Below are 26,985 nucleotides of genomic sequence, written 5' to 3' on the forward strand. Positions count from 1 at the left end.
GTTCAGGCCGACGGGGGGCTGGGGCGCAGCCCCAGGGACATCAGCCCCCACCGCCCACGGGTGAACGGCCTGACCGCCGGAGGCTTGCGTGCGTCGTCTCAGCCCTGCTCCTCGCCGTACCGCGGATCCACCGTCTCCGGTGTCAGCCCCAGCAGCTCGGCGACCTGCTCGACGACGACCTCGTGCACCAGCGCCGCCCGCTCATCGCGCCCCTTGGTACGGATCTCGACCGGCCGCCGGTAGACCACCACGCGCGCGGGGCGACCCTCGCGCGCGCTGATCGTGCCGCCGAGCGGAACCGCCTCGTCGTTCCAGGCCTCGCCGGGCCCGTCGAGCCGGGGTACCTCCAGGACCAGGAAATCGATGTCGGCGAGCTGCGGCCACCGCCGCTCCAGACGCTCCACGGAGTCCTGCACCAGATCCGCGAACGCCTCCGCGCGGCTCGCGGCGAGCGGCACCTGCGGTGGTGCGATCGGGCCGCGCATGCCCCGGCCGTGGCGATCACGACGGCGGGGCCCGGGGGCGGCGGCACGGGGCGTTACGGGCTTGTCCATCACTGCTGAAGGGTAGTCCCCGCCAGGCGCGTGTGCCCGGCACCGCGCGGCGCCACGGACGGCTTCCGGCCGACCCGCGCGGCATGTCGTTACATGACCATTCCAGCCAAGGTTGGGCTTGATTCCGTATCCCGCCGAGACCGGTGACGTCACGGCAATTGAGGATTTTGTGACGACTCTTGACCGCTTGCAGGCTCGTCCGACACCGCGGCCGACGGTGTCCGGGCAGGTCAGCCGGGTGTGCCGGCAGGGGCGTGTGTGGCGTTTCACAACGCGACACGGTGGAGTGACCTGATGGAGAGTCGTCGCGGCCCGCTCAAGAGTGCGGTACCGTCCAACATCGTGAGCCCTGTACGTCGCTGTTCGCGCACCGCCTGCGGCCGTCCCGCCGTCGCGACGCTGACGTACGTCTACGCCGACTCGACCGCGGTCCTCGGCCCGCTCGCCACCTACGCCGAACCCCACTGCTACGACCTGTGCGCCGAGCACTCCGAGCGCCTCACCGCCCCGCGTGGCTGGGAGGTCGTCCGGCTCCTCGACGGCTCGGCCCCGGCCCGCCCCAGCGGCGACGACCTGGAAGCCCTTGCCAACGCCGTGCGAGAGGCGGCCCGCCCCCAGGAGCGGGCGGCCGGGGCCGGTGGCGGAGGGCGTACGGCCGACCCGATGGAGGTCGCGCGGCGGGGTCATCTGCGGGTCCTGCGATCCCCCGACAACTGAGCGCCCCGTCCGGCTGCTGTCTCGCGCACACCCATTGACGCGAGCTTGGCGCGGACATGACCATTCCGTTTGAGGACGCGAGAAATCGCTTTCGCATGACGGAAACCGGGGAGGCGCCCGTTGTACGTCCAGGAACTGGAACCCGTCGCCGGCTCACTGGGCGTGTCCGCCCTCGTGGCCGCCCTGCCCCTCGTGATCGTCCTGGTCCTGCTCGGCGGCGTCCGCCTGAAGGCGCACCTGGCAGGCCTGACCGGCCTCCTCGCCGCCGTGCTCGTCGCCTGGCTCGCATACGGCATGCCCCTCGGCCAGACCCTCTCCAGCGCCGCCCAGGGAGCCGTCTTCGGCCTCTTCCCCATCCTGTGGATCGTCGTCAACGCCCTGTGGGTGTACCGGATGACCGTCCGCACCCGGCACTTCGACATCCTGCGCCGGTCCTTCGGGCGGCTGTCCGACGACCCGCGCATCCAGGCGCTCGTCATCGCCTTCTGCTTCGGGGCGCTGCTGGAGGCACTCGCCGGCTTCGGGGCGCCCGTCGCGATCAGCGCGGTCATGCTGGTCGCCCTCGGCTTCGAACCGGTGCGCGCCGCCGTCGTCGCCCTGGTCGCCAACACCGCGCCCGTGGCCTTCGGCGCGATGGGCACCCCGGTCGTCACCCTCGCCCAGGTCACCGGACTGCCGCTGGACTCCGTGGCGTCCGTGGTGGGCCGTCAGACGCCATTGCTGGCCCTCGTGGTGCCCCTGGTGCTGGTCTGGCTCGTGGACGGCCGGCGCGGGCTGCGCGAGACCTGGGTGCCCGCCCTGGCATGCGGAGTCGCCTTCGCCGTCGCCCAGTTCGCCGCCTCCAACTACGTCTCCGCCCAACTCGCCGACATCGGCGCCGCCCTGGCCGGCGCGGGCGCCCTGGTCGCCGTACCGCACGCGCGCGTGCCCGCCGCCGAGTCCGTACGCGCCTCCGTGCTGACCGGCGCCCGCAGCGAGGAACTCGACGAGGAGGACCCGCCCCGCGAGATCCTGCGCGCCTACGCCCCCTATGCGCTGATCGTCGTGATCTTCTCCGTCGCGCAGATCCCGGCCCTCAAGGACTGGCTGGCCAGGACCACCCAGACCTACGACTGGCCCCTCCTGAACGTGGCGGGGCCGGACGGCGACCCGGTCAGCGGCAATGTCTTCACCTGGCCGATCGTGTCGACCGGCGGCACGCTGGTGCTCCTCGCCGGCGTCTGCACGGCCGCCGTCATCGGGGTGCACGCGCGCGTGGCGGTCAGGGAATGGCTCGCGACCGTCCACGAGCTGCGCTTCGCGATCCTTACGGTGACCTCCGTACTGGCGCTCGCCTATGTCATGAACCTCTCCGGCCAGGCGGCGACGATCGGCCACTTCGTCGCGGCGGCCGGAGCCGGACTGGCCTTCCTCTCACCCGTCCTCGGCTGGTTCGGAGTCGCCGTGACCGGATCCGACACCTCGGCCAACGCCCTCTTCGGCGCCCTCCAGGTCACCGCCGCCCGCGAGTCGGGACTCTCCCCCGACCTGCTGGCCGCCGCCAACAGCTCCGGCGGTGTCCTCGGCAAGATGATCTCCCCCCAGAACCTCACCATCGCCTGCGCGGCCGTCGGACTCGCGGGCCGGGAGGGCGACTTGCTGCGCAAGGTACTGCCGTGGAGCCTGGGCCTGCTGCTGGTCATGTGCCTGATCGTGGTCGGCCAGAGCACACCGGTCCTGGGCTGGATGCTGCCTTGACCTGAGAGGACGCCCGGGCGCCCGTTCGGCGTCCGCCCAGCGCGCTGTCAGCGGGCGGGGGTAGTTTGTGCCGACCGACGGTACTTTTTTCAGGAAGGTTGGCCGTGGCTGCTGATCTGTCGCAGGTCGTGAAGGCGTACGACGTACGCGGGGTCGTCCCGGACCAGTGGGACGAGTCCCTGGCCGAGCTCTTCGGGGCGGCCTTCGTCCGGGTCACCGGTGCGAGCGCCATCGCGACCGGGCACGACATGCGGCCCTCCTCGCCGGGCCTGTCGCGTGCCTTCGCGCGCGGGGGCGCCGCGCAGGGCGCCGACGTGACGGAGATCGGCCTGTGCTCGACGGACCAGCTGTACTACGCCTCGGGCGCGCTGAACCTGCCGGGCGCCATGTTCACCGCCTCCCACAACCCGGCGCAGTACAACGGCATCAAGATGTGCCGCGCGGGCGCCGCCCCGGTCGGCCAGGACACCGGCCTCGCGGAGATCCGCGAACTCGTCGAGGGCTGGAGCGAGTCGGGCGCCCCGGAGCCGGCCGCGAAGACGGGAACGATCACCGGCCGCGACACGTTGTCGGACTACGCGGCGCACCTGCTCTCGCTGGTGGACCTGGCCTCCGTCCGCCCCCTGAAGGCCGTCGTCGACGCGGGCAACGGCATGGGCGGCCACACGGTCCCCGAGGTCTTCGCCGGCCTGCCGGTGACCCTTGTCCCGATGTACTTCGAGCTCGACGGCACCTTCCCCAACCACGAGGCCAACCCCCTCGACCCGGCCAACCTCGTCGACCTGCAGAAGCGCGTCCGTGAGGAGGGCGCGGACCTGGGCCTCGCCTTCGACGGCGACGCCGACCGCTGCTTCGTCGTCGACGAGCGCGGCGAGCCGGTCTCCCCCTCCGCGATCACCGCGCTGGTCGCCTCCCGCGAACTGGCCAGGCACGGCGGCAAGGGCACGATCATCCACAACCTGATCACGTCCTGGTCGGTCCCCGAGGTCGTCGAGGAGAACGGCGGCACTCCGGTCCGCACCCGTGTGGGCCATTCCTTCATCAAGGCGGAGATGGCCCGGTCGGGCGCGATCTTCGGCGGCGAGCACTCCGCGCACTACTACTTCCGCGACTTCTGGAACGCCGACACGGGCATGCTGGCCGCCCTCCACGTCCTGGCAGCCCTGGGCGGCCAGGCAGGGCCCCTCTCCGCACTCGTGTCCCAGTACGACCGCTACGCCGGCTCCGGCGAGATCAACTCCACGGTCACCGACCAGGCGGCCCGCCTCGCCGCGATCCGCTCCGCGTACGAGACCCGCGAGGGCATCGAACTGGACGAGCTCGACGGCCTCACGGTCTCCTCCGCCGACTGGTGGTTCAACGTCCGCCCCTCCAACACGGAGCCGCTGCTGCGCCTGAACGCGGAGGCGAGGGACCCGGAGACGATGGCCAGGGTGAGGGACGAGGCTCTGGCGATCATCAGGGGCTGACAGGACCGCCGGATCAGCTTCCTGTCCCTCCGCCCCACCTTCACCGGCGGTACCCTGACCAGGCACATCCGCACCACCCCGACCCCTGGAAGAGAAGCCATATGCCGCTCGAATCCGGCCTCCTGGACATCCTCGCCTGCCCGGCCTGTCACGCCCCGCTCAAGGAGCAGGACACCGAACTGATCTGCACCGACCAGAGCTGCGCCCTGGCCTACCCCGTCCGCGACGGCATCCCCGTCCTCCTGGTCGACGAGGCCCGCCGCCCCGCCTAGGACACGCGGGCGGACACACCCGCGTGAGCCCCGGTGCACATAGCTCCCGGTACAGCGGGCACCGAGGCAGGACGACACCCCTATAACGGGCCCCGGTATAACGGACCCCGGCGATCGGAGGCTGCCACCCCATGCTCGACGAATCGCTGCTCGACTCCCCTGAGCGCCTCGCGGAGGCCGACCACCGCAACCTGCTCCGCGGCGCCGCGGAAGCCGGCGCGCGCCTCCGCACGGCCGCCCGCCACGCCGCCGAGGCAGGCGTCAACGACCTCAAGCCCGACGGCCGCCCCCGCGCCGTCCTCATCGCCGGCCCGGGCGCCGCCGCCACCCACGCAGCCGACTTCCTCGGCACACTCGCCGGCGCCGGCAGCCCGGTCACCCGCCTGGCCCCCACCGGCGTCGCCCCCGCCGCGGGCGCCCTGCGCTGGGAACTGCCCGGCTGGGTCGGCTCCGTGGACCTCCTCCTGATCACCACCCCGGACGGGACCGAACCCGGCCTGTCCCTCCTCGCCGAGCAGGCCTACCGCCGTGGCTGCACCGTCGTCGCCGTAGCCCCCGGCAGGTCCCCGCTCGCCGACGCCGTAAACGGCTCGCACGGCCTGTTCGTCCCCATGGCGACCGCCCCGTACGACCAGGACGAGCCCTTCGCCGCGTCCGCCCCCGGCGTCCTGTGGGCCCTGCTCACCCCGCTCCTCGCGCTCCTGGACCGTGCCGGAGTGCTCACCGCCCCGCCGGACGCCCTCGGCAAGGTCGCCGACCGCCTCGACCGCATCGCGGAACGCTGCGGCCCCGCCATCGCGACCTACAGCAACGCCGCCAAGACCCTGGCCGCCGAACTCGCCGACGCGCTTCCCGTCGTCTGGACCGAGGGCATCTCGGCCGGACCGGCGGGCCGCCGTTTCGCCGCCGCCCTCGCCGAGCTGTCCGGCACCCCCGCGGTCGTCGCCGAACTCCCCGAGGCCCTCGCCGCACACAGCGCCCTGCTCGCGGGCCCGCTGGCCGCCAGCGCCGACCCCGACGACTTCTTCCGCGACCGCGTCGAGGAAGCCCCCGCCCTCCACGCGCGCGTGGTGCTGCTCCGCGACCGCCCCATCGGCGGCCTCACCGCCGCCCCCGGCGCCCGCGACCTGGCCCTCAGCCACGACACCCCGATCAGCGAACTGGAACCGGAGGCGGGCGACGAGCTGGAGACCCTCGCGGAACTGATCGCCATCACGGATTTCGCCGCCGTTTACCTGGCGCTCGCTTCGAGGGCCTGATCATGCCCGGGACACCCTGACGCCCACGCGGCAGCCGCCCGGGAGCAGCAGGCGTACGTACGCACTCACAGGACACGCGGAGAGATCCCCATGGACCGCCTCGACAACACCATCCGCCCCTACGCCTGGGGTTCCCCGACCGCCATCCCGAACCTGCTCGGCGTCGAACCGACCAACGAGCCGCAGGCGGAGATGTGGATGGGGGCCCACCCGGGCGCACCCTCGCGCACCGACAGGGGCACGCTCGTCGAGGTCGTCGACGCCGACCCCGAGAAGGAACTCGGACCGGCCGCCGTCGCCAGGTTCGGCCCCCGCCTGCCCTTCCTCCTCAAGATCCTCGCCGCCGGAGCCCCGCTCTCCCTCCAGGTCCACCCCGACCTGACGCAGGCGGAGGAGGGCTACGCGGACGAGGAACGCCGCGGTATCCCCGTGGACGCCCCGCACCGCAACTACAAGGACGCCAACCACAAGCCCGAACTGATCTGCGCACTCACCGAGTTCGACGGCCTGTGCGGCTTCCGCGACCCGCTCGAGGCCGCCGGCCTGCTCGACGACCTCGGCGTCGACTCCCTCAAGCCGTACGTCGACCTGCTGCACGCCCACCCCGAGGACGCGGCCCTGCGCGAGGTCCTCACTGCGATCCTCACGGCGGACCCCGAGGAGATGGCCCGGACCGTCGCGGAAGCGGCCGCCGCCTGCGACCGGCTCGGCGGGGCCTACGCCCCCTACGCCGACATCGCCCACCACTACCCGGGCGACCCCGGCGTCATCGCCGCGATGCTGCTCAACCACGTGCGGCTCCAGCCCGGCGAGGCCCTCTACCTCGGCGCCGGCGTCCCGCACGCCTACCTCCAGGGCCTCGGCGTGGAGATCATGGCCAACTCCGACAACGTCCTGCGCTGCGGCCTCACCCCCAAGCATGTCGACGTCCCCGAACTCCTGCGTATCGTCCACTTCCGCGCCGGCGATCCCGGCGTCCTGCGCCCCGAGGCCTCCCCGGACGGCGAGGAGGTCTACGAGACCCCGATCGACGAGTTCCGCCTCTCCCGCTACGTCCTGCCCGAGGCCGGCACCACCCACGACCTCACCCGCCCGGCCCCGCAGATCCTGCTCTGCACGGCGGGCTCCGTCCGGGCGGGCGAGCACGACCTAACCCCGGGCCGGTCCGTCTTCGTCCCGGCCGGCGAAAAGGCCGAAGTGTCCGGAACCGGCACGCTCTTCCGGGCCACGGTCATCGCCTGATCTCCTCACGACGGTGACCTGGCGCGCTCCTGCCGGAGCGGGCTGCAACAATGGCCCACCGTCAAGCACGGGCAAAGTCGCGGGCGGCGCAGCAAGGCGAGCGTCCGGGCCCTGGAACGGCGTACGAAGGGACAACGCGAACATATGAGCGCGTCAGGCGGCACCAAGGCGATCGTGGCGGCACTGGCCGCCAACCTCGCGATCGCGGTAGCGAAGTTCGTGGCGTTCCTCTTCAGCGGCTCGTCCTCGATGCTCGCCGAGTCCGTGCACTCGCTCGCCGACTCCGGCAACCAGGCACTTCTCCTCCTCGGCGGCAAGAAGGCGAAGCGCGAGGCCACCCCGCAGCACCCCTTCGGCTACGGCCGCGAGCGCTACATCTACGCCTTCCTCGTCTCGATCGTCCTCTTCTCGGTCGGCGGCATGTTCGCCCTCTACGAGGGCTACGAGAAGATCAAGCACCCGCACGAGCTGACGAACTGGTACTGGCCGGTCGGCGTCCTGGTCTTCGCGATCATCGCCGAGACCTTCTCCTTCCGCACGGCCATCAAGGAGTCCAACGTCCTGCGGGGCAAGCGTTCCTGGAAGGAGTTCGTCCGCCACGCCAAGGCCCCCGAGCTGCCGGTCGTCCTCCTGGAGGACCTCGGCGCCCTCGTCGGCCTGATCCTCGCGCTCGGCGGCGTCGGTCTCGCCCTGCTCACCGGCGACAGCGTCTGGGACGGCATCGGCACCCTCTGCATCGGCATCCTGCTCATCCTGATCGCCCTGGTCCTCGCCGCCGAGACCAAGTCGCTGCTGCTCGGCGAGTCCGCCGGCGTCGAGGAGACCCAGAAGATCGAGACCGCCCTCGTCGACGGCGACACGGTCACCCGCATCATCCACATGCGCACGCTCCACCTCGGCCCCGAGGAACTCCTCGTCGCCGCCAAGATCGCCGTCCGCCACGAGGAGACGGCCACCGAGATCGCCGCCGCGATCAACGCCGCCGAGTCCCGCATCCGCGAGGCCGTCCCGATCGCCCGCGTGATCTACCTCGAGCCGGACATCTACAGCGAGACCGAAGCCGCCAAGGGCCCCGACCCCGAGGCGACGCCCGGGGGACCGACGCTGGGCGACGCCGGACACTGACGTCCCGCAGGAGCACTGCCCGAACGCCATGGGGCCCGCCGAACCACTCGGCGGGCCCCATGCGCTTCCTCTGCGGACACGTCCTCAGACGCGAACCGCCCCCGTCCTACCCGACCTCGCGCAGCACCCCGAGGAGGGCCGATTCGTCCGAGGCGGCCAGCAGCCGCTCCCGGAACCCGGCGTCCATCAGCTTCCGCGACAACAGCGCCAGAATCCTCAGATGCTCGTCACCCGCTGCCGCCTCCGGTACGGCGATCATGAACACCAGCCGCGCCTTCGTACCGTCCAGCGAGCCCCACTCGACGCCCTGCCCGGACCGGGCGAAACCGACGACCGGCTCCGTCACCGCATCCGTCTTGGCGTGCGGAATCGCGATCTCCTCACCGAGCCCGGTCGTGCCCTGCGCCTCCCGCCGCAGCGCACACGCCACGAGCTCGTCCACGTCCGCGACCCTGCCGGTACGGGCCAGCAGCTCACTCATCTCCCGGATCGCGGACTCCTTGCCGTCCGCACCGAGTTCGACCTTCACGGTCTGCTGGGTGAGGTAGCCGGAGAGAACCTCGCCCACGCCGTTCTCCGCCGCCGGAGTGCCGTCCGCGGTCTCCGCGGACCCCTCGAGTGCCGCCGCCTTCTCGGGAGCCGCGGGCTCCGGGGGCGCGGCCGCGGGGGACGCACTCGCGCCGACCGCCTCTGCCTCGCGCACGCCCCGCTGCGCTACGACACCGCCGGTGCCCGGCGCTTTGGCACCCACCCCGACCAGCACTGGCTCGGGCCCGGCCGTGCCGGCGCCGCCGACCGGCTCCCCGCGCCGACGGCGCTCACCCAGGTCGACCAGGGCGACCGTGGCGAGCGCGGTGACGGCCGAGCCGATCACCACGGCCACGAAGAACATCGGCACGCCGCTCACCGCACCCAGCACGGCCACGATCGGCCCACCGTGCGGCACCGCGTCCTCGACCCCGGCGACCCCGGCGATCGCGCCGGCGACCGCGCCACCCAGCATGTTGGCGGGGATGACCTGCGCGGGGCGCGCGGCCGCGAACGGGATCGCACCCTCCGAGATGCCGAAGCAGCCCATGAACAGCGAGGCGAGCCCCGTCTCCCGCTCCTGCTCGGTGTACAGCCGCCTCCGTATCAGCGTGGCCAGGCCCTGCCCCAGTGGCATGACCGGGATCGCGGCCGCGCACATGCCCATGACCGTCTGGTTGCCGGTCGCGATGAGGCCGGTCCCGAACAGGAACGCCGTCTTGTTGACCGGCCCGCCCATGTCGAACGCGATCATGAGCCCCAGAATCGCGCCGAGCAGGATCGCGCTGGTACCGGTCATCCCGCTGAGCCAGTCGGTCAGGTGCTCGAACACCCAGGAGATCGGCTTGCCGATGACGTAGATGAAGAACAGCCCCAGAGCCGTGGTCGCCACGATCGGGATCACGATGATCGGCATGATCGGCTGGGCGAACTTCGGAACCTTGACCTTCTTGATCCACAACACCAGATACCCGGCGAGGAACCCGGTCACGATCGCCCCGATGAACCCAGCGCCCGCCTTGGAGTCGTACAGCTCCCCGGTGTTGGCGATCCAGCCACCGATCATGCCCGGCACCAGCGCGGGCCGGTCCCCGATGGCATACGCGATGTAACCGGACAGGATCGGCACCATCAGCGTGAAGCCGATGACGCCGATGTTGTTCACGTCCATCCAGAAGGAGTCCTTCGGGATGACCAGACCGCCCGACGGGTCGGCGTGCCCGCCGAGCGAGAGCGAGATCGCGATCAGCAGCCCGCCGACCACGACGAACGGGATCATGTAACTGACCCCGTTCATCAGCGCCTTGTACCCGAGGCTCCGCTCCTTGCCGCCACCGGCCGGGGGAGCTGTGGGGGCGCCCCCTTCTGCGTGCACGGGCGCCGACAGCACTCGCTCGATCAGCTGGTCCGGGTGACGAATGCCCTCTGCCACCCCGACGGTCAGGACCCGCTTCCCCGCGAAACGGCTCAGGTCCACGTCCTTGTCCGCGGCGACGATGATGCCGTCGGCATGCTTGACATCGTTGTCGTCGAGGACGTTCTCAGCCCCGATGGATCCCTGCGTCTCCACCTTCATCTCGATGCCGCGACTCTCGGCGGCCTGCGCGAGCTTCTCGGCCGCCATGTACGTGTGGGCGATGCCGGTCGGGCATGCGGTCACCGCGAGCAGCTTCAACCGCTGCCGCTCGCCATCGCCGCTGCCCGTGGGGGGAGGGCCGGCCGGACTGGTCACGTCGATCTCCTAACGCCTTTGTCATGCGGAATCGCCGTCCCGGACGCCCCGCAAGATCGATCAGTTGTTCAGATGTCCCGGGCATCCTGCACCACGCCGCCGCAGACTCAAAGGCCAAAAGATCCCTGAAGGTTCCGCTTTGTCGCCTCCTGGCGACCGTTCGTTGGTGTCCTGTTATCGCGCCCGCTCATCGCCCGCACACCCCTACGTGCCAATGCCTGAAACACGCCCCTGAGTCCCGTGACCTGCCGCCACCGCCTGCGGAACCGGCGCCTTCCGGGCCGTCTCTCTTGCTCGTCCCACCTCGATGGCGCGATCTCTTCGGATGCGGGCTGGGGACGGCCCGGCCTCCCGGTGTAGCTTGGGACGGAGCCAGACGTCGCTGCTGATGGCGGTCGGGCGGTCCCACCGCGGACCGGCCGAGGGAGAGAGGGCCTCCGACGGACTGCGCTGCGTGCACGCGGGCATGACAGTGTCTTTCTTCGGGCACCCCTGTGTCCGCCGCCGCGCAGACCAGCCGTACCCACCTCGACCCAAACCCCGAGGAGCAGCTCGCAATGACGACTGTCGACAACCGGCAGGACTTCAAGGTCGCCGACCTCTCCCTGGCCGATTTCGGCCGCAAGGAGATCACCCTCGCCGAGCACGAGATGCCGGGCCTGATGGCGATCCGCAAGGAATACGCCGAGGCGCAGCCCCTCGCCGGCGCCCGCGTCACCGGCTCTCTGCACATGACCGTGCAGACCGCCGTGCTCATCGAGACCCTGGTCGCCCTGGGCGCGCAGGTCCGCTGGGCCTCCTGCAACATCTTCTCCACCCAGGACCACGCCGCGGCCGCCATCGCCGTCGGCCCGAACGGCACGCCCGACAACCCGCAGGGCGTCCCGGTCTTCGCCTGGAAGGGTGAGACCCTGGAGGAGTACTGGTGGTGCACGGAGCAGGCGCTGACCTGGCCGGACGCCCCCACCGGCGGCCCGAACATGATCCTCGACGACGGCGGTGACGCCACCCTCCTCGTCCACAAGGGCGTCGAGTACGAGAAGGACGGCAAGGTCCCTGCCGTCGACACCGCCGAGAACGACGAGCACCGCGTCATCCTCGAACTCCTCAACCGCACCATCACCGACGGCTCCCAGAAGTGGACCCAGCTCGCCTCGGAGATCCGCGGTGTCACCGAGGAGACCACGACCGGCGTCCACCGCCTGTACGAGATGCAGCGCGACGGCGTCCTCCTGTTCCCGGCGATCAACGTCAACGACGCCGTCACCAAGTCGAAGTTCGACAACAAGTACGGCTGCCGCCACTCGCTCATCGACGGCATCAACCGCGCCACCGACGTCCTCATCGGCGGCAAGACCGCGGTCGTCTTCGGCTACGGCGACGTGGGCAAGGGCTGCGCGGAGTCCCTGCGCGGTCAGGGCGCCCGCGTGATCATCACCGAGATCGACCCGATCTGCGCGCTCCAGGCGGCGATGGACGGCTACCAGGTCACGACCCTCGACGAGGTCGTCGACAAGGCCGACATCTTCGTCACCACGACCGGCAACAAGGACATCATCATGGCCTCGGACATGGCCAAGATGAAGCACCAGGCGATCGTCGGCAACATCGGCCACTTCGACAACGAGATCGACATGGCCGGTCTCGCCAAGATCCCCGGCATCGTCAAGGACGAGGTCAAGCCGCAGGTCCACACCTGGACGTTCCCCGACGGCAAGGTGCTCATCGTCCTCTCCGAGGGCCGCCTGCTGAACCTGGGCAACGCCACCGGCCACCCGTCGTTCGTGATGTCCAACTCCTTCGCGGACCAGACCCTGGCCCAGATCGAGCTGTTCACCAAGCCCGACGAGTACCCGACCGGCGTCTACGTGCTGCCCAAGCACCTCGACGAGAAGGTCGCCCGCCTCCACCTCGACGCGCTCGGCGTGAAGCTGACCACGCTCCGCCCCGAGCAGGCCGAGTACATCGGCGTCCAGGTCGAGGGCCCGTTCAAGCCGGACCACTACCGCTACTGAGCCGTACTCCCCGGCAGCTGGTTCTCCGAGGCAGGCCCCCGCACCCCCGTGCCGGGGGCCTGCCCCGTTTCCCGGACCAACGCCCGGACCGGCCCGTCAAGCTCCAGGACGACCCTCATGCCCCGCGGCCGTTATTCGCTCCACGATCCGCACGATCACACCCCCCTCGCAGAAGAGCACTTCCACTGCGCCGTCGGCCCCTCCGGCTGGCGCTACGTCTCCCAGCTGACCACCCCCTCGGGCGATCACCACGGCTCCGTCGACCTCACCCTCGACGAACTCGGCCGCCCCATCCGCCTCGAACTCCACGCCGCCGCCTGGCAAGTCCGCGGCGCGGCCCTCGACGGCGTCACCTGGGTCCGCACCGACCCCACCGGGACCGAGGCCACCGAAGGCAATGTGCGCGCCCACGCCTTCACCGGCACCTCCCCGGCGTTCCTCGTCGCCACCGCCCGTCTCCTGCGCCTCACCCCCTCCGCGTCGGCCACCCGCGTACGCCTCGTCGCCCTCACGGACCCGGTCCTCGCCCCGCGCACCGTGGACCAGTCGTGGTCCTTGCTGAAGAGAGAAGCACACGCCACTGACAACGGCCCTCTGACGGTGGACGAATACCAGGTCACAGACCTGGACACGGGCGAGCAGCACGCCGTGCACATCGCGGGCGACGTGGTGCTCGCGGCCCCCGGCATCGAACTCGAGGACCTCGAATCACCGCCGTCCGCATTCACCTGACCAGGCAGCCGCAGCTGAGCGGGCAGCCCCGCGCTCACTAAGCCGGCGGCACGAACCCGGTGCCGGGCCGATCACCCTCCGGCACCTCCTGCATCTCCGGCACCTCCACAGGCCGGCGTCCGCCAGACGACTCGGACGCCGCACCAGGCGCCACAACGGGCGGTACGTCAGCAGCCGGAGCTCCGTACGCGGCCGGAGCTCCGTACACGCCCGGAGGCCCCTCCCCGGCCGGATCGGGAGACGAGGCCGAACCGCTCCCGAAAGCCCGCCGGGACTCCCGCGCCTGCCGCTCCTGCACGACCGCCGCCAGATACGCCGCCGGCGGAACACCCTGCGGCACCGGAGCCCCCGTACGCTCCGCGAGATCCGACGCCAGCCGCTCCGCCATCGACCAGCCCACCTGCGGATCCAACTGCCGCATGCGCGTCAGGTACTGGCGGACGGCGAGCCACAACCCGTCGGGCACCGCGGACAGATCGAGCCCCGAGAACCGTCCCGCAAGCCAGGGCGGAGGAGGCGGCACAAAGCCGGTCCGCGCGACCGGAATCCGCTCCCGCACGACGAGGGTCCCCGCGAACACATCTCCCAGCCGCCGCCCACGCGCCGAGACGAACGAGGCGATACAGGCGACGACCCCGAAGGTCATGAGGATCTCGATCACCCCGATCAAGCCCCTCACCAGCGCATGACGGAACCGGATCGGACCTCCGTCGTCCCGCACCACACGCAGCCCGCACGCCATCTTCCCGAGCGACCGCCCATGACTGAGCGTCTCCACCGCGACCGGCGCACCCACCAGCACGAGAACGAACGTCGCGATCGACAACGCCGTCTGCGCCGCCTCGTCCAGCGAGGCCGTGGAAGTCACCAGCACGATGGTCACCGCGACATAGACGGCCATGGCCGCCACCAGATCGAGCAGCACGGCCAGCGCCCTGCTGGGCAGCCTCGCGGGGCGCAGCTCCAACGCCACCGCCTCGCCCGTCACCAGCTCACTCACGCCCGCCGTCCTTCCCCTGCCCTGCCCCAGACAGAGCCAGTCTGCCAAGCTGAGGGCACATTGCGCCGCAGTACGACAAGCTGATCCACGACGAGTCGCCGACGAACAGCCGAGGAGCAGGCACACCGATGGACCTCGACGTCTTCGTCTCCGCCCACCGAGCGGAGTGGGACCGCCTCGAAGCCCTGCTGCGTCGCCAGCGCCGCCTCAACGGCGCCGAAGCCGACGAACTCGTCACCCTCTACCAGCGCACCGCCACGCACCTCTCCCTGATCCAGTCCAGCGCCCCCGACCCCCAGCTGACGGGCCGGCTCAGTCAACTGGTGGCACGCGCGCGTAGTGCCGTGACAGGCACCCGACGCGCCTCTTGGCGAGATGTCACCCGCTTCCTCACCTACGGCTTCCCCGCCGCTGTCTACAAGTCACGCCACTGGTGGGTGCCCACCGCGCTCCTGTCCACAGCCGTGGCCGCGCTCCTGGGCTGGTGGATCGGCACCCACCCCGAAGTACAGGCCTCCATCGCGGCCCCCAGCGAACTACGCGAGCTCACTCGCCCGGGCGGCCAGTACGAGACCTACTACTCCAGCCACCCGGCCGCCAGTTTCGCCGCCCAGGTCTGGACGAACAACGCCTGGGCCGCCGCCCTGTGCCTGATCCTCGGGGTCTTCCTGGGCCTCCCGGTCATCTGGATCCTCTTCCAGAACATGCTCAATCTCGGCATCGGCTTCGGCCTGATGTCCTCGGCCGGCCGACTCGACACCTTCCTCGGTCTGGTCCTGCCACACGGCCTGCTCGAACTGACCGCCGTCTTCGTGGCCGCGGGCACCGGCCTGCGCCTCGGCTGGACCCTCATCGATCCGGGCCCCCGCACGCGACGCACGGCTCTGGCCGAAGAGGGCCGCGCCGCCATCGGCATGGCCATCGGCCTCGCCCTGGTCCTCTTCGTCTCCGGCGCCATCGAAGGCTTCGTCACTCCGTCCGGCCTCCCCACCTGGGCACGCATCACCATCGGTGTCGCCGCCGAACTGGCCTTCTTCGCTTACGTCTACGTCTTGGGCGGTCGTGCCGCCCGCGCCGGAGACACCGGCGACGTCGAGGCGGCAGAGCGCAGCGCCACCGTCCCGACAGCTGCCTGAACGTCCCCACGGCCGCCGGATGTGCGACCACCTCCGTTCAGCTGCTAGTCTCCTCTTCGCCCCACAGGAGCCGTTGACACGGCAAGTGCGGGGAGGTAGATTTGAACAGTTGCCTAGAGATGGGTTGCACCCCAGAAGGCGACAGTGAACATCTGTCGGCTCCTAGAAACACTGATTTCATTGAGCCACTCCCGATGAATCGGAAATGTGCGGCCGGTAAGCACGGCCCGAAACCTCTGATAAAGTCGGAACCGCCGGAAAGGGAAACGCGGAAGCGGGAACCTGGAAAGCACCGAGGAAATCGGATCGGAAAGATCTGATAGAGTCGGAAACGCAAGACCGAAGGGAAGCGCCCGGAGGAAAGCCCGAGAGGGTGAGTACAAAGGAAGCGACCGTTCCTTGAGAACTCAACAGCGTGCCAAAAGTCAACGCCAGATATGTTGATACCCCGTCTCCGGCCATCAGGCTGGGACGAGGTTCCTTTGAAAAAACACAGCGAGGACGCTGTGAACGGTCGGGCCTATTCCGCCTGACTGTTCCGCTCTCGTGGTGTCGACCGGATTACCGGTACACATTCACGGAGAGTTTGATCCTGGCTCAGGACGAACGCTGGCGGCGTGCTTAACACATGCAAGTCGAACGATGAACCACTTCGGTGGGGATTAGTGGCGAACGGGTGAGTAACACGTGGGCAATCTGCCCTGCACTCTGGGACAAGCCCTGGAAACGGGGTCTAATACCGGATATTGACCACCGCAGGCATCTGTGGTGGTGGAAAGCTCCGGCGGTGCAGGATGAGCCCGCGGCCTATCAGCTAGTTGGTGAGGTAATGGCTCACCAAGGCGACGACGGGTAGCCGGCCTGAGAGGGCGACCGGCCACACTGGGACTGAGACACGGCCCAGACTCCTACGGGAGGCAGCAGTGGGGAATATTGCACAATGGGCGAAAGCCTGATGCAGCGACGCCGCGTGAGGGATGACGGCCTTCGGGTTGTAAACCTCTTTCAGCAGGGAAGAAGCGAAAGTGACGGTACCTGCAGAAGAAGCGCCGGCTAACTACGTGCCAGCAGCCGCGGTAATACGTAGGGCGCGAGCGTTGTCCGGAATTATTGGGCGTAAAGAGCTCGTAGGCGGCTTGTCACGTCGGTTGTGAAAGCCCGGGGCTTAACCCCGGGTCTGCAGTCGATACGGGCAGGCTAGAGTTCGGTAGGGGAGATCGGAATTCCTGGTGTAGCGGTGAAATGCGCAGATATCAGGAGGAACACCGGTGGCGAAGGCGGATCTCTGGGCCGATACTGACGCTGAGGAGCGAAAGCGTGGGGAGCGAACAGGATTAGATACCCTGGTAGTCCACGCCGTAAACGGTGGGCACTAGGTGTGGGCAACATTCCACGTTGTCCGTGCCGCAGCTAACGCATTAAGTGCCCCGCCTGGGGAGTACGGCCGCAAGGCTAAAACTCAAAGGAATTGACGGGGGCCCGCACAAGCGGCGGAGCATGTGGCTTAATTCGACGCAACGCGAAGAACCTTACCAAGGCTTGACATACACCGGAAACGTCTGGAGACAGGCGCCCCCTTGTGGTCGGTGTACAGGTGGTGCATGGCTGTCGTCAGCTCGTGTCGTGAGATGTTGGGTTAAGTCCCGCAACGAGCGCAACCCTTGTCCCGTGTTGCCAGCAGGCCCTTGTGGTGCTGGGGACTCACGGGAGACCGCCGGGGTCAACTCGGAGGAAGGTGGGGACGACGTCAAGTCATCATGCCCCTTATGTCTTGGGCTGCACACGTGCTACAATGGCCGGTACAATGAGCTGCGATACCGCGAGGTGGAGCGAATCTCAAAAAGCCGGTCTCAGTTCGGATTGGGGTCTGCAACTCGACCCCATGAAGTCGGAGTCGCTAGTAATCGCAGATCAGCATTGCTGCGGTGAATACGTTCCCGGGCCTTGTACACACCGCCCGTCACGTCACGAAAGTCGGTAACACCCGAAGCCGGTGGCCCAACCCCTTGTGGGAGGGAGCTGTCGAAGGTGGGACTGGCGATTGGGACGAAGTCGTAACAAGGTAGCCGTACCGGAAGGTGCGGCTGGATCACCTCCTTTCTAAGGAGCACTTCTTACCGATCCCTTCGGGGTGAGGTCAGAGGCCAGTACATCAGCGAATGTCTGATGCTGGTTGCTCATGGGTGGAACGTTGACTATTCGGCCAGACCTCGGGTCGGAGGCTGCTAGTACTGCTCGTAAGAGCGTGGAACGCATGATCTCCGGGCGGGATGTGGCCGGGCACGCTGTTGGGTGTCTGAGGGAACGAAATTTCCTCAGTCGCCGGCCCCAGTAAACTCGCTGGTTTTCCAGTGGGGTGATGGGTGGCTGGTCGTTGTTTGAGAACTGCACAGTGGACGCGAGCATCTGTGGCCAAGTTTTTAAGGGCGCACGGTGGATGCCTTGGCACCAGGAACCGATGAAGGACGTGGGAGGCCACGATAGTCCCCGGGGAGTCGTCAACCAGGCTTTGATCCGGGGGTTTCCGAATGGGGAAACCCGGCAGTCGTCATGGGCTGTCACCCTTGCCTGAACACATAGGGCAAGTGGAGGGAACGCGGGGAAGTGAAACATCTCAGTACCCGCAGGAAGAGAAAACAACCGTGATTCCGGGAGTAGTGGCGAGCGAAACCGGATGAGGCCAAACCGTATGCGTGTGAGACCCGGCAGGGGTTGCGTATACGGGGTTGTGGGATCTCTCTTTTACGGTCTGCCGGCCGTGAGACGAGTCAGAAACCGTTGATGTAGGCGAAGGACATGCGAAAGGTCCGGCGTAGAGGGTAAGACCCCCGTAGTCGAAACATCAGCGGCTCGTTTGAGAGACACCCAAGTAGCACGGGGCCCGAGAAATCCCGTGTGAATCTGGCGGGACCACCCGCTAAGCCTAAATATTCCCTGGTGACCGATAGCGGATAGTACCGTGAGGGAATGGTGAAAAGTACCGCGGGAGCGGAGTGAAATAGTACCTGAAACCGTGTGCCTACAAGCCGTGGGAGCGTCGCGCATTGAGTTTACTCAATGCGTCGTGACTGCGTGCCTTTTGAAGAATGAGCCTGCGAGTTTGCGGTGTGTTGCGAGGTTAACCCGAGTGGGGAAGCCGTAGCGAAAGCGAGTCCGAATAGGGCGATGGAGTAGCACGCTCAAGACCCGAAGCGGAGTGATCTAGCCATGGGCAGGTTGAAGCGGAGGTAAGACTTCGTGGAGGACCGAACCCACCAGGGTTGAAAACCTGGGGGATGACCTGTGGTTAGGGGTGAAAGGCCAATCAAACTCCGTGATAGCTGGTTCTCCCCGAAATGCATTTAGGTGCAGCGTCGTGTGTTTCTTGCCGGAGGTAGAGCACTGGATAGGCGATGGGCCCTACCGGGTTACTGACCTTAGCCAAACTCCGAATGCCGGTAAGTGAGAGCGCGGCAGTGAGACTGTGGGGGATAAGCTCCATGGTCGAGAGGGAAACAGCCCAGAGCATCGACTAAGGCCCCTAAGCGTACGCTAAGTGGGAAAGGATGTGGAGTCGCAGAGACAACCAGGAGGTTGGCTTAGAAGCAGCCACCCTTGAAAGAGTGCGTAATAGCTCACTGGTCTAGTGATTCCGCGCCGACAATGTAGCGGGGCTCAAGCGTACCGCCGAAGTCGTGTCATTGCAGCATAAGGGCCAACGCCTGCTGTGATGGGTAGGGGAGCGTCGTGTGCCGGGTGAAGCAGCCGCGGAAGCGAGTTGTGGACGGTTCACGAGTGAGAATGCAGGCATGAGTAGCGATACAAACGTGAGAAACGTTTGCGCCGATTGACTAAGGGTTCCTGGGTCAAGCTGATCTGCCCAGGGTAAGTCGGGACCTAAGGCGAGGCCGACAGGCGTAGTCGATGGATAACCGGTTGATATTCCGGTACCCGCTGTGAAGCGTCAAACATCGAGCATCGTGATGCTAAGGCCGTGAAGCCGTTCCGGACCCTTCGGGGAAAGGAAAGTGGTGGAGCCGCCGAACCAAGCGGTTAGTAGGTGAGTGATGGGGTGACGCAGGAAGGTAGTCCATCCCGGGCGGTGGTTGTCCCGGGGTAAGGGTGTAGCCCGTCATCTAGGTAAATCCGGATGACATGAGGGTGAGACCTGATGCCGAGCCGATTGTGGTGAAGTGGATGATCCTATGCTGTCGAGAAAAGCCTCTAGCGAGTTTCATGGCGGCCCGTACCCTAAACCGACTCAGGTGGTCAGGTAGAGAATACCGAGGCGTTCGGGTGAACTATGGTTAAGGAACTCGGCAAAATGCCCCCGTAACTTCGGGAGAAGGGGGGCCACACCTGGTGAGAACACTTGCTGTTCGAGCTGGGGGTGGCCGCAGAGACCAGCGAGAAGCGACTGTTTACTAAAAACACAGGTCCGTGCGAAGCCGTAAGGCGATGTATACGGACTGACGCCTGCCCGGTGCTGGAACGTTAAGGGGACCGGTTAGTCACTCTTCGGGGTGGCGAAGCTGAGAACTTAAGCGCCAGTAAACGGCGGTGGTAACTATAACCATCCTAAGGTAGCGAAATTCCTTGTCGGGTAAGTTCCGACCTGCACGAATGGCGTAACGACTTCTCGACTGTCTCAACCATAGGCCCGGTGAAATTGCACTACGAGTAAAGATGCTCGTTTCGCGCAGCAGGACGGAAAGACCCCGGGACCTTTACTACAGTTTGATATTGGTGTTCGGTTCGGCTTGTGTAGGATAGCTGGGAGACTTTGAAACTCGCACGCCAGTGTGGGTGGAGTCGTCGTTGAAATACCAGTCTGGTCGTGCTGGATGTCTAACCTGGGTCCGTGATCCGGATCAGGGACAGTGTCTGATGGGTAGTTTAACTGGGGCGGTTGCCTCCTAAAGAGTAACGGAGGCGCCCAAAGGTTCCCTCAGCCTGGTTGGCAATCAGGTGTTGAGTGTAAGTGCACAAGGGAGCTTGACTGTGAGACCGACGGGTCGAGCAGGGACGAAAGTCGGGACTAGTGATCCGGCGGTGGCTTGTGGAAGCGCCGTCGCTCAACGGATAAAAGGTACCCCGGGGATAACAGGCTGATCTTCCCCAAGAGTCCATATCGACGGGATGGTTTGGCACCTCGATGTCGGCTCGTCGCATCCTGGGGCTGGAGTCGGTCCCAAGGGTTGGGCTGTTCGCCCATTAAAGCGGTACGCGAGCTGGGTTTAGAACGTCGTGAGACAGTTCGGTCCCTATCCGCTGTGCGCGTAGGAATATTGAGAAGGGCTGTCCCTAGTACGAGAGGACCGGGACGGACGAACCTCTGGTGTGCCAGTTGTTCTGCCAAGGGCATGGCTGGTTGGCTACGTTCGGGAGGGATAACCGCTGAAAGCATCTAAGCGGGAAGCCTGCTTCGAGATGAGTATTCCCACCTCCTTGAGAGGGTAAGGCTCCCAGTAGACGACTGGGTTGATAGGCCGGATATGGAAGCACGGTAACGTGTGGAGTTGACCGGTACTAATAGGCCGAGGGCTTGTCCTCAGTTGCTCGCGTCCACTGTGTTGGTTCTGAAACCACGAACAGCCCCATGCCAGGTCACGGTATGGTGCGGCAGTTTACAGTTTCATAGTGTTTCGGTGGTTATAGCGTTAGGGAAACGCCCGGTTACATTCCGAACCCGGAAGCTAAGCCTTACAGCGCCGATGGTACTGCAGGGGGGACCCTGTGGGAGAGTAGGACGCCGCCGAACAATCATTCAAAGGAAACCCCGCATCTTCGGATGCGGGGTTTTCTGCGTTTCAGGGCCCCGCGGGGCCCTGAATGTCATAGGCGTCCGGCTGCCTTCAATGCCAAGTACGCATCCGCCAGTGCCGGCGCCAGGTCGTCCGGTGTCGCGTCCACGACTGTGACGCCGTGACGGCGGAGTTGTTCTGCCGTGCGGTGGCGTTCGGACTGGGCCTGGGCTGCTGCGGCGGCCTCGTAGACGGCGTCGGTGCTTCCGCGTGCTTTGGCCATTTCGGTGATGTGCGGGTCTGCCACCGATGCCAGTAGGACCGTGTGGCGCTGAGTGAGCTGTGAGAGAACCGGGAGCAGGCCGTCTTCGATGGGGGCCGTGTCCAGCGTAGTCAGCAGCACGATCAGGGAGCGTCGGGGTGACGTACGGAGGGCGGTGGCGGTGAGGCCCCGGGCATCCGTTTCGACGAGCTCCGGCTCGAGTGTGGCCATCGCGTTGACCAGAGAGGGAAGGACGTCGCCTGCCGTGCGGCCCTGGACGAGGGCGCGGACCTTCCGGTCGTAGGCGAGGAGGTCGACGCGGTCGCCGGCGCGGGAGGCGAGGGCTGCGAGGAGGAGGGCCGCGTCCATGGAGGCGTCGAGGCGGGGTGCGTCGCCCACGCGGCCCGCCGAGGTACGGCCGGTGTCGAGGACCAGGAGGATGTGCCGGTCGCGTTCGGGGCGCCAGGTGCGTACGGCGACCGTGGACTGGCGGGCTGTGGCACGCCAGTCGATGGAACGGGTGTCGTCGCCGGGGACGTACTCGCGGAGGCTGTCGAACTCGGTGCCCTCGCCGCGGGTGAGCACACTGGTGCGGCCGTCCAGTTCGCGGAGGCGGGCCAGTTTTGAGGGCAGGTGCTTGCGGCTGGTGAAGGGGGGCAGGACGCGAACCGTCCAGGGAGCCCTGTGGGTGCCCTGGCGGGAGAAGAGGCCGAGGGGGCCGTAGGAACGGATGGTGACCCGGTCGGCTTGGCGGTCGCCTCGGCGGCTGGGGCGGAGGCGGGTCGTCACGCGTCGGCGTTCGCCTGCGGGGACGGTGAGGCGGTGGCGGGAGGCCGTCGTTTCCGTGCCTGGCTGCCAGCTGCTGGGGGGCCAGGCGTCGCGCAGGTGGGCGCGGAGGGGGCGGCGGGACGGGTTGGTGATGGTCAGGGTCACGTCCGCCGTGTCGCCGAGGCGTACCGAGGTGTCGCCGGAGCGGGTCAGGCCCAGACGTCGTACAGGCGCGGCCAGCGCGAAGTCGCAGGCGCAGGCCACGGCCAGGGGTGCGTTGACCGCCAGGATGCCCGTCCAGCCGGGTTCCCAGATGCCGACGGGGAGGGAGCCCAGGGCCGCGAGGAGGGCGGCGCGTCCGGTGAGTGCCATCAGCGGGGGACGGGGACGTGGGTGAGGATCGCGTTGATGACGGAGTCGGCTGTCACGCCTTCCATTTCGGCCTCCGGGCGGAGCTGTACGCGGTGGCGGAGAGTGGGGAGGGCCAGGGCCTTCACGTCGTCCGGGGTGACGTAGTCGCGGCCGGTCAGCCAGGCCCAGGCGCGGGCGGTGGCCAGGAGGGCCGTGGCGCCTCGGGGGGAGACGCCGAGGGTGAGGGACGGCGACTCGCGGGTGGCGCGGCAGATGTCGACGACGTAGCCGGTGATCTCCGGGGAGATGGTCGTCTTGGCGACCGCCGCGCGGGCTGCCTCCAGGTCGGCCGGGCCCGCTACGGGGCGTACGCCGGCGGCGTGGAGGTCGCGTGGGTTGAAGCCCTCGGCGTGGCGGGTGAGGACGTCGATCTCGTCCTGGCGGGAGGGGAGGGGGATGGTGAGTTTGAGGAGGAAGCGGTCCAGCTGGGCTTCCGGGAGGGGGTAGGTGCCCTCGTACTCCACCGGGTTCTGGGTCGCTGCGACCAGGAACGGGTCGGGGAGGGGGCGGGGGGTGCCGTCGACCGTGACCTGGCGTTCCTCCATGGCTTCCAGGAGGGACGACTGGGTCTTGGGGGGCGTGCGGTTGATCTCGTCGGCGAGGAGGAGGTTGGTGAAGACCGGGCCGGGCTGGAAGGAGAACTCGGCGCTGCGGGTGTCGTAGACCAGGGAGCCGGTCACGTCGCTCGGCATCAGGTCGGGGGTGAACTGGACGCGCTTGGTGTCGAGTTCGAGGGCCGAGGCGAGGGCGCGGACCAGGAGGGTCTTGGCGACGCCGGGGACGCCTTCGAGGAGGACGTGGCCGCGGCAGAGCAGGGCGACGACGAGGCCGGTCACGGCGGGGTCCTGGCCGACCACGGCCTTGGCGATCTCGGCGCGCAGGGCCTCCAGGGCGGCTCGGGCGGTGCCCGGGTCCCCGGTCTGCCCGGCGTTGTCAGTGGTCGGGTCCATCATGGACGGCGTACCTCTCTTTCGAGGGCGTCGAGTCGGTCGGCGAGTGCGATGAGTGCTGCGTCGTCGCTGGGCGGTGGTCCGAAGAGGAGAGCGTGCAGGTCCTGGCCGTCGCCGTGGAGGTGGGCGGACAGGGCGGGGAGCAGGGCCTCGGGCGTGTGCGCCTGGGTGACGGGGACGCCTGTGAGGGGGGCGAGGCGGGTGCGGGTCGTGGAGCGAAGAGCGTTTGCCGCGCGGTCGCGGGCGTCGGCCTTGCGATAGAGGCGGGCGCGGCCTTCGGCGGTTTCGGAGGCGCGGATCGCCACGGGGAGTTTTTCGTGCACGAGGGGGCCGAGTCGGCGTGCCCGCCAGAGGGCGGCCAGGGCTGCGGCGATGAAGAGCTGCAGGGTGCCCCAGAGCCAGCCTGAGGGGAGCAGGTCGAAGAAGCCGCGTTCGTCGTCGGTGCCGGTGGCCGACGTGTCGGAGAGTGAGGGGAGGTACCAGACCAGATGGGGTCGGGAGCCGAGGAGCTGGAGGGCGAGCGAGGCGTTGCCCTGCTGGTCGAGGCGGTCGTTGACGAGGATGTCGGGTGCGCCGAGGGCGACGGTGTCGCCGTTCCCGGTCGTGTCCGGGATGCGCAGCAGGGTGGCCAGGCGCTCGCTGGGGTAGCACTGGTCGGCGTCGAGGTGGGTGGTGGTGTAGCGGACGCCGCCCGTGTCGGCGGTGCCCGCGCGCTGGGCGGCGGGCAGGTCGCAGTCGGGGGCAAGCGTCGAGTCGAGGCTGGTGGCGGGGTCGGCGGTGACGCCGGGGGCGAGCCGTTCGACGGAGGCGCTGCCGGAGGCGACCAGGACGGTACGGCCGCCGGAGTCCGCGAACGAGTTGTGCAGGCGGGACTGCTGACCTCGGGTCAGCAGGTCGGGGGTGGCGACCAGGAGGGTCGTGTCCGGGCCGGATGCCGCGGCAGCCTCGTCCAGGGTGGTCACCACACGGGTGTCCACGCCACGGTCGGCGAGGAGTTCGGCGACGGCGCGGCTGCCGTTGGGGTCGACGGAGCGCGGGTCGAGTTCGCCGTGGCGTGCGTCGGAGCGGATCACGGCGATGGCGATGGCTCCCGCGACAAGGAGTACGAGGGCGAGCGCGATACCGCGCGTGCGGGTCCACACCTGGCGGGCGGTGGGCGAGGCCGAGGTGGACGGGAGCGTGGCCTCGGTGGTCATTCGGCGGCTCCCTGGCGAGTGTGGGGGGCCGTGCTGGCGCTGCTGGTCGCGAGCTGGGGCTTGGTGCGTTCCAGGTCGCGGTCGAGTTCGGCGATGCGGTGGTACGACTGCTCGGTCGCCGAGCGGCCGCCGTACGTCACGTCGTCGAAGTCCCGGGAGGCGGCGCGCAGTCGGTCGGTGTGGGCGGGCAGGGCCCGGCCGGCTTCGGCGGCGGCCTCGTCGGCGGTGCGGCCGGGGCGGACGTCGAGGAGTGCGCGTTCCTCCAGGGCGCGGACGAGGGCCCGCATGCGTTCCTGGACGGCCTGGTTCCAGTGGCCCTGGGCGGCGTGTGCCTCGGCGGCGGCGCGGTGGTCGGAGGCGCTGCGGGGGCGGTCGTCGAACAGGGCGGCGGACGAGGTGGGTTGGCGGCGCGGGGTGCCCAGGCGCCACCACAGGGCACCCAGGACCGCGACGACGGCCAGGATGATGACGACCAGGCCGAGTGTTCCGCCGGGTGTTGCGGACGAGGCGGCGTTGAACAGTTTGCCGAGCCATTCCCAGAAGGCGTCGAGGGCGCGCTGGAACAGGCTGGGGTCGTTCTCGTGGTACATCCGCTTGGACAGCTCGCGTCGGGCCGCCTCGCGCGCCGGGTCGCGTGGGGTGGTGAGGGGCGGCTCGTCGGTGGAGCGCGCCGACGACAGTACGGAAATGTCGCCGGCGTGCAGCAGCGCCCGTATGGCGGTGCGTGGCAGTGCCGTTGTGAGAGGTTCCCCCGCCCAGCTCACCGCATCAGCTCCCCGGGGTGGCGCCGGGAGCGTGGGAGCCGTAGTCCTGGACGCCTGCGGCGCGGGCCAGTTCGAGGTCGAGGGCCTCGCGGCGGATGCGCTGGTCGATGTAGAGGAGCACGGTGACGCCTGCCGTGATCGGGAAGGTGATCATGGAGCCGATCACCGCGCCGATGCCGCTGACGATGAGGAACGTCCAGCCGAGGTCGGCGCCGCCGCTGTTGAGCCAGCCGGTGACGCCGTCGCCGCTGAGGGCCGCGGCGAGGAAGGTGAACGGGATGACGATGATCGAGGCGACGACGTTCGCGATGATCGTGGCGAGCAACTGGATGCCGAAGATCCGCCACCAAGTGCCCTGGACCAGTTTCGCGGAGCGGCTCATGGCCTTCTTGATGCCCTGCTTCTCCAGCATCAGGGCGGGCGAGGCCAGGGAGAAGCGGATCATCAGCCAGAGGGCGACGATGCCCGCGCCGATGACGCCCAGGACGGTGAGGGCGACGCCTGCCCCGGTGCTCCCGGAGATGGTGACGAGGATGCCGGGCAGGGTGCCCACGGTGACGATGCCGGCGGTGATGAGCAGCAACAGGCAGATGAGGCCGAACAGTTTGACGACCTGAGGGCGGGCGTCCCGCCAGGCCTCGCCGATGGTCACCGACTTGCCGAGTACGGCGCGGCTGGTGACGGTGGTGAGCAGTGCGGTCGCGATGACGGTCCCGACCAGGGAGATCACGAAGACGACGGTGGAGTTGAGCAGGGCGTCGCTCATGGCGCGGCTCAGCTCGCTGAAGGTGGCGCTCGGGTCGTTGAGGGCGCCGGTGCTGGAGTCGTCGAGGACGAGGCCCTGGAACAGGACGACGATGATCTCGGTGAGCACCGCGACGGTCAGGGAGATGCCCAGAACCGTGCGCCAGTAGGTGCGCATGGTGGAGACGGCGCCGTCGAGGATCTCGCCCACGCCGAGCGGGCGGAGCGGGATGATGCCGGGCTTGACGGCGGGCGGGGGGCCGCCCCAGCCGCTTCCCCAGCCGCCGGGGGTTCCGTATCCGCCGTATCCGCCGGGGGCTCCGGGGCCCCCAGGACCGTATCCGGCCGGGCCGTGGCCGCCGGGGGGCTGGGCGCCCCAGCCCGGGCCGGGGGGCGGGGGCGGAGGAGCCTGGCCGGGGACGGTCGGGCCGCTGGGGGCGGACCACTGGGCAGGTGGCGGCTGGTCCTTGGACCACTGCGGGCCGGGGCCCTGCGGGGCCTGACCCGGCTGGGACGCTTGGCCGGGCTGGTCCGCGGGTTGTGCGGGGCCGGGGCGGTCGGTGGGCTCGGCAGTGCCGGACTGGTCCGGCTTCTGTCCGTCGGACGGGGCGGATCCGGGCGAGGCCCAGCCCGGAGTGTCGTTCATCGT

At 68.5% G+C, this 26,985-nt stretch carries 18 protein-coding genes and 3 rRNA genes; 13 read left to right on the forward strand and 8 right to left on the reverse strand.

From position 1 onward, the window contains the following. Window positions 1–98: 98 nt before the first annotated feature. The gene (locus OG542_RS24530; RefSeq protein WP_184598282.1) at window positions 99–554 is read right to left on the reverse strand and encodes a metallopeptidase family protein; all 456 of its coding nucleotides are present in this window, start codon (window positions 552–554) and stop codon (window positions 99–101) included. A gap of 294 nt (window positions 555–848) precedes the next feature. On the opposite strand from OG542_RS24530, the gene OG542_RS24535 reads away from it, so the two are divergent. The 7 genes from OG542_RS24535 (at window position 849) to OG542_RS24565 (ending at window position 8,375) form a co-directional block, all read left to right on the forward strand. After that, a complete protein-coding gene (locus OG542_RS24535) occupies window positions 849–1,271 on the forward strand; it encodes a DUF3499 domain-containing protein (protein ID WP_184598283.1) in 423 nt (140 codons plus the stop codon). Window positions 1,272–1,391: 120 nt separating this feature from the next. Then, complete coding sequence (locus OG542_RS24540; RefSeq protein ID WP_328413687.1) at window positions 1,392–3,008, forward strand: L-lactate permease; 1,617 nt, start codon at window positions 1,392–1,394, stop codon at window positions 3,006–3,008. Window positions 3,009–3,112: 104 nt separating this feature from the next. Continuing rightward, window positions 3,113–4,477 (forward strand): phosphomannomutase/phosphoglucomutase, encoded by a 1,365-nt coding sequence (locus OG542_RS24545; RefSeq protein ID WP_328413688.1) that lies wholly within the window; start codon window positions 3,113–3,115, stop codon window positions 4,475–4,477. Window positions 4,478–4,578: 101 nt separating this feature from the next. Continuing rightward, window positions 4,579–4,749, forward strand: a complete 171-nt coding sequence (locus tag OG542_RS24550; RefSeq protein WP_184598287.1) for a Trm112 family protein — start codon at window positions 4,579–4,581, stop codon at window positions 4,747–4,749. A gap of 131 nt (window positions 4,750–4,880) precedes the next feature. After that, entirely contained in the window at window positions 4,881–6,008 is a 1,128-nt protein-coding gene (locus tag OG542_RS24555) for an SIS domain-containing protein (protein WP_328413689.1), read from the forward strand. A 90-nt stretch (window positions 6,009–6,098) separates the two neighbouring features. Further along, window positions 6,099–7,250, forward strand: coding sequence for a mannose-6-phosphate isomerase, class I (manA, locus tag OG542_RS24560; protein WP_328413690.1), 1,152 nt, complete (start codon window positions 6,099–6,101; stop codon window positions 7,248–7,250). A gap of 144 nt (window positions 7,251–7,394) precedes the next feature. Further along, window positions 7,395–8,375, forward strand: coding sequence for a cation diffusion facilitator family transporter (locus OG542_RS24565; protein ID WP_328413691.1), 981 nt, complete (start codon window positions 7,395–7,397; stop codon window positions 8,373–8,375). A 106-nt stretch (window positions 8,376–8,481) separates the two neighbouring features. On the opposite strand, the gene OG542_RS24570 is transcribed toward OG542_RS24565, so the two are convergent. Further along, window positions 8,482–10,635 (reverse strand): fructose-specific PTS transporter subunit EIIC, encoded by a 2,154-nt coding sequence (locus OG542_RS24570; protein ID WP_328413692.1) that lies wholly within the window; start codon window positions 10,633–10,635, stop codon window positions 8,482–8,484. A 557-nt stretch (window positions 10,636–11,192) separates the two neighbouring features. Between OG542_RS24570 and ahcY the strand changes: the two genes are divergently transcribed. Both ahcY and OG542_RS24580 read left to right on the forward strand, forming a co-directional pair. Next, entirely contained in the window at window positions 11,193–12,650 is a 1,458-nt protein-coding gene (gene ahcY / locus OG542_RS24575; protein ID WP_311126023.1) for an adenosylhomocysteinase, read from the forward strand. A 117-nt stretch (window positions 12,651–12,767) separates the two neighbouring features. Then, complete coding sequence (locus OG542_RS24580; protein WP_193480083.1) at window positions 12,768–13,382, forward strand: hypothetical protein; 615 nt, start codon at window positions 12,768–12,770, stop codon at window positions 13,380–13,382. Window positions 13,383–13,419: 37 nt separating this feature from the next. Here OG542_RS24580 and OG542_RS24585 read toward each other — a convergent pair whose 3' ends face one another. Then, complete coding sequence (locus OG542_RS24585) at window positions 13,420–14,382, reverse strand: RDD family protein (RefSeq protein ID WP_328413693.1); 963 nt, start codon at window positions 14,380–14,382, stop codon at window positions 13,420–13,422. 128 nt (window positions 14,383–14,510) lie between these two features. Here OG542_RS24585 and OG542_RS24590 point away from each other — a divergent pair, with 128 nt between their 5' ends. The 4 genes from OG542_RS24590 to rrf all read left to right on the forward strand — a co-directional run bounded on the left by OG542_RS24590 (window position 14,511) and on the right by rrf (window position 21,258). After that, window positions 14,511–15,518, forward strand: a complete 1,008-nt coding sequence (locus OG542_RS24590; protein WP_261683691.1) for a stage II sporulation protein M — start codon at window positions 14,511–14,513, stop codon at window positions 15,516–15,518. 574 nt (window positions 15,519–16,092) lie between these two features. Continuing rightward, a 16S ribosomal RNA gene (locus tag OG542_RS24595) occupies window positions 16,093–17,618 on the forward strand. Between the two features lie 310 nt (window positions 17,619–17,928). Further along, window positions 17,929–21,050: ribosomal RNA gene (locus OG542_RS24600) — 23S ribosomal RNA — on the forward strand. 91 nt (window positions 21,051–21,141) lie between these two features. Then, window positions 21,142–21,258 (forward strand): 5S ribosomal RNA (gene rrf / locus OG542_RS24605). The 16S, 23S and 5S rRNA genes sit together here, the layout of an rRNA operon. 74 nt (window positions 21,259–21,332) lie before the next feature. On the opposite strand, the gene OG542_RS24610 is transcribed toward rrf, so the two are convergent. From OG542_RS24610 to OG542_RS24630, 5 genes are read right to left on the reverse strand one after another with little or no spacing between them, the layout of a single operon-like run. Further along, the gene (locus tag OG542_RS24610) at window positions 21,333–22,643 is read right to left on the reverse strand and encodes a DUF58 domain-containing protein (protein WP_328413694.1); all 1,311 of its coding nucleotides are present in this window, start codon (window positions 22,641–22,643) and stop codon (window positions 21,333–21,335) included. Then, entirely contained in the window at window positions 22,643–23,632 is a 990-nt protein-coding gene (locus tag OG542_RS24615) for an AAA family ATPase (protein ID WP_184593493.1), read from the reverse strand. Before OG542_RS24615 ends, OG542_RS24610 begins: the two co-directional genes overlap by 1 nt. After that, the gene (locus OG542_RS24620; RefSeq protein ID WP_328413695.1) at window positions 23,632–24,828 is read right to left on the reverse strand and encodes a DUF4350 domain-containing protein; all 1,197 of its coding nucleotides are present in this window, start codon (window positions 24,826–24,828) and stop codon (window positions 23,632–23,634) included. Before OG542_RS24620 ends, OG542_RS24615 begins: the two co-directional genes overlap by 1 nt. After that, window positions 24,825–25,592 (reverse strand): DUF4129 domain-containing protein, encoded by a 768-nt coding sequence (locus tag OG542_RS24625; RefSeq protein WP_311126017.1) that lies wholly within the window; start codon window positions 25,590–25,592, stop codon window positions 24,825–24,827. The genes OG542_RS24620 and OG542_RS24625 overlap by 4 nt, the downstream gene beginning before the upstream one ends. Window positions 25,593–25,596: 4 nt before the next feature. Beyond that, window positions 25,597–26,982 carry a glycerophosphoryl diester phosphodiesterase membrane domain-containing protein gene (locus OG542_RS24630; RefSeq protein WP_328413696.1) on the reverse strand — a complete coding sequence of 462 codons (1,386 nt, stop codon included), beginning with the start codon at window positions 26,980–26,982 and terminating at the stop codon, window positions 25,597–25,599. Window positions 26,983–26,985 lie beyond the last annotated feature (3 nt).

This window comes from Streptomyces violaceus, assembly GCF_036014075.1.
GTDB classification, from domain to species: Bacteria; Actinomycetota; Actinomycetes; order Streptomycetales; family Streptomycetaceae; genus Streptomyces; species Streptomyces violaceus.

Coding starts and splice junctions, on each gene's coding strand:
- OG542_RS24530 (WP_184598282.1), bottom strand. CDS start 554: ATGGACAAGCCCGTAACGCCCCGTGCCGCCGCCCCCGGGCCCCGCCGT.
- OG542_RS24535 (WP_184598283.1), top strand. CDS start 849: ATGGAGAGTCGTCGCGGCCCGCTCAAGAGTGCGGTACCGTCCAACATC.
- OG542_RS24550 (WP_184598287.1), top strand. CDS start 4,579: ATGCCGCTCGAATCCGGCCTCCTGGACATCCTCGCCTGCCCGGCCTGT.
- OG542_RS24555 (WP_328413689.1), top strand. CDS start 4,881: ATGCTCGACGAATCGCTGCTCGACTCCCCTGAGCGCCTCGCGGAGGCC.
- manA (WP_328413690.1), top strand. CDS start 6,099: ATGGACCGCCTCGACAACACCATCCGCCCCTACGCCTGGGGTTCCCCG.
- OG542_RS24565 (WP_328413691.1), top strand. CDS start 7,395: ATGAGCGCGTCAGGCGGCACCAAGGCGATCGTGGCGGCACTGGCCGCC.
- ahcY (WP_311126023.1), top strand. CDS start 11,193: ATGACGACTGTCGACAACCGGCAGGACTTCAAGGTCGCCGACCTCTCC.
- OG542_RS24580 (WP_193480083.1), top strand. CDS start 12,768: ATGCCCCGCGGCCGTTATTCGCTCCACGATCCGCACGATCACACCCCC.
- OG542_RS24590 (WP_261683691.1), top strand. CDS start 14,511: ATGGACCTCGACGTCTTCGTCTCCGCCCACCGAGCGGAGTGGGACCGC.
- OG542_RS24610 (WP_328413694.1), bottom strand. CDS start 22,643: ATGGCACTCACCGGACGCGCCGCCCTCCTCGCGGCCCTGGGCTCCCTC.
- OG542_RS24615 (WP_184593493.1), bottom strand. CDS start 23,632: ATGGACCCGACCACTGACAACGCCGGGCAGACCGGGGACCCGGGCACC.
- OG542_RS24620 (WP_328413695.1), bottom strand. CDS start 24,828: ATGACCACCGAGGCCACGCTCCCGTCCACCTCGGCCTCGCCCACCGCC.
- OG542_RS24630 (WP_328413696.1), bottom strand. CDS start 26,982: ATGAACGACACTCCGGGCTGGGCCTCGCCCGGATCCGCCCCGTCCGAC.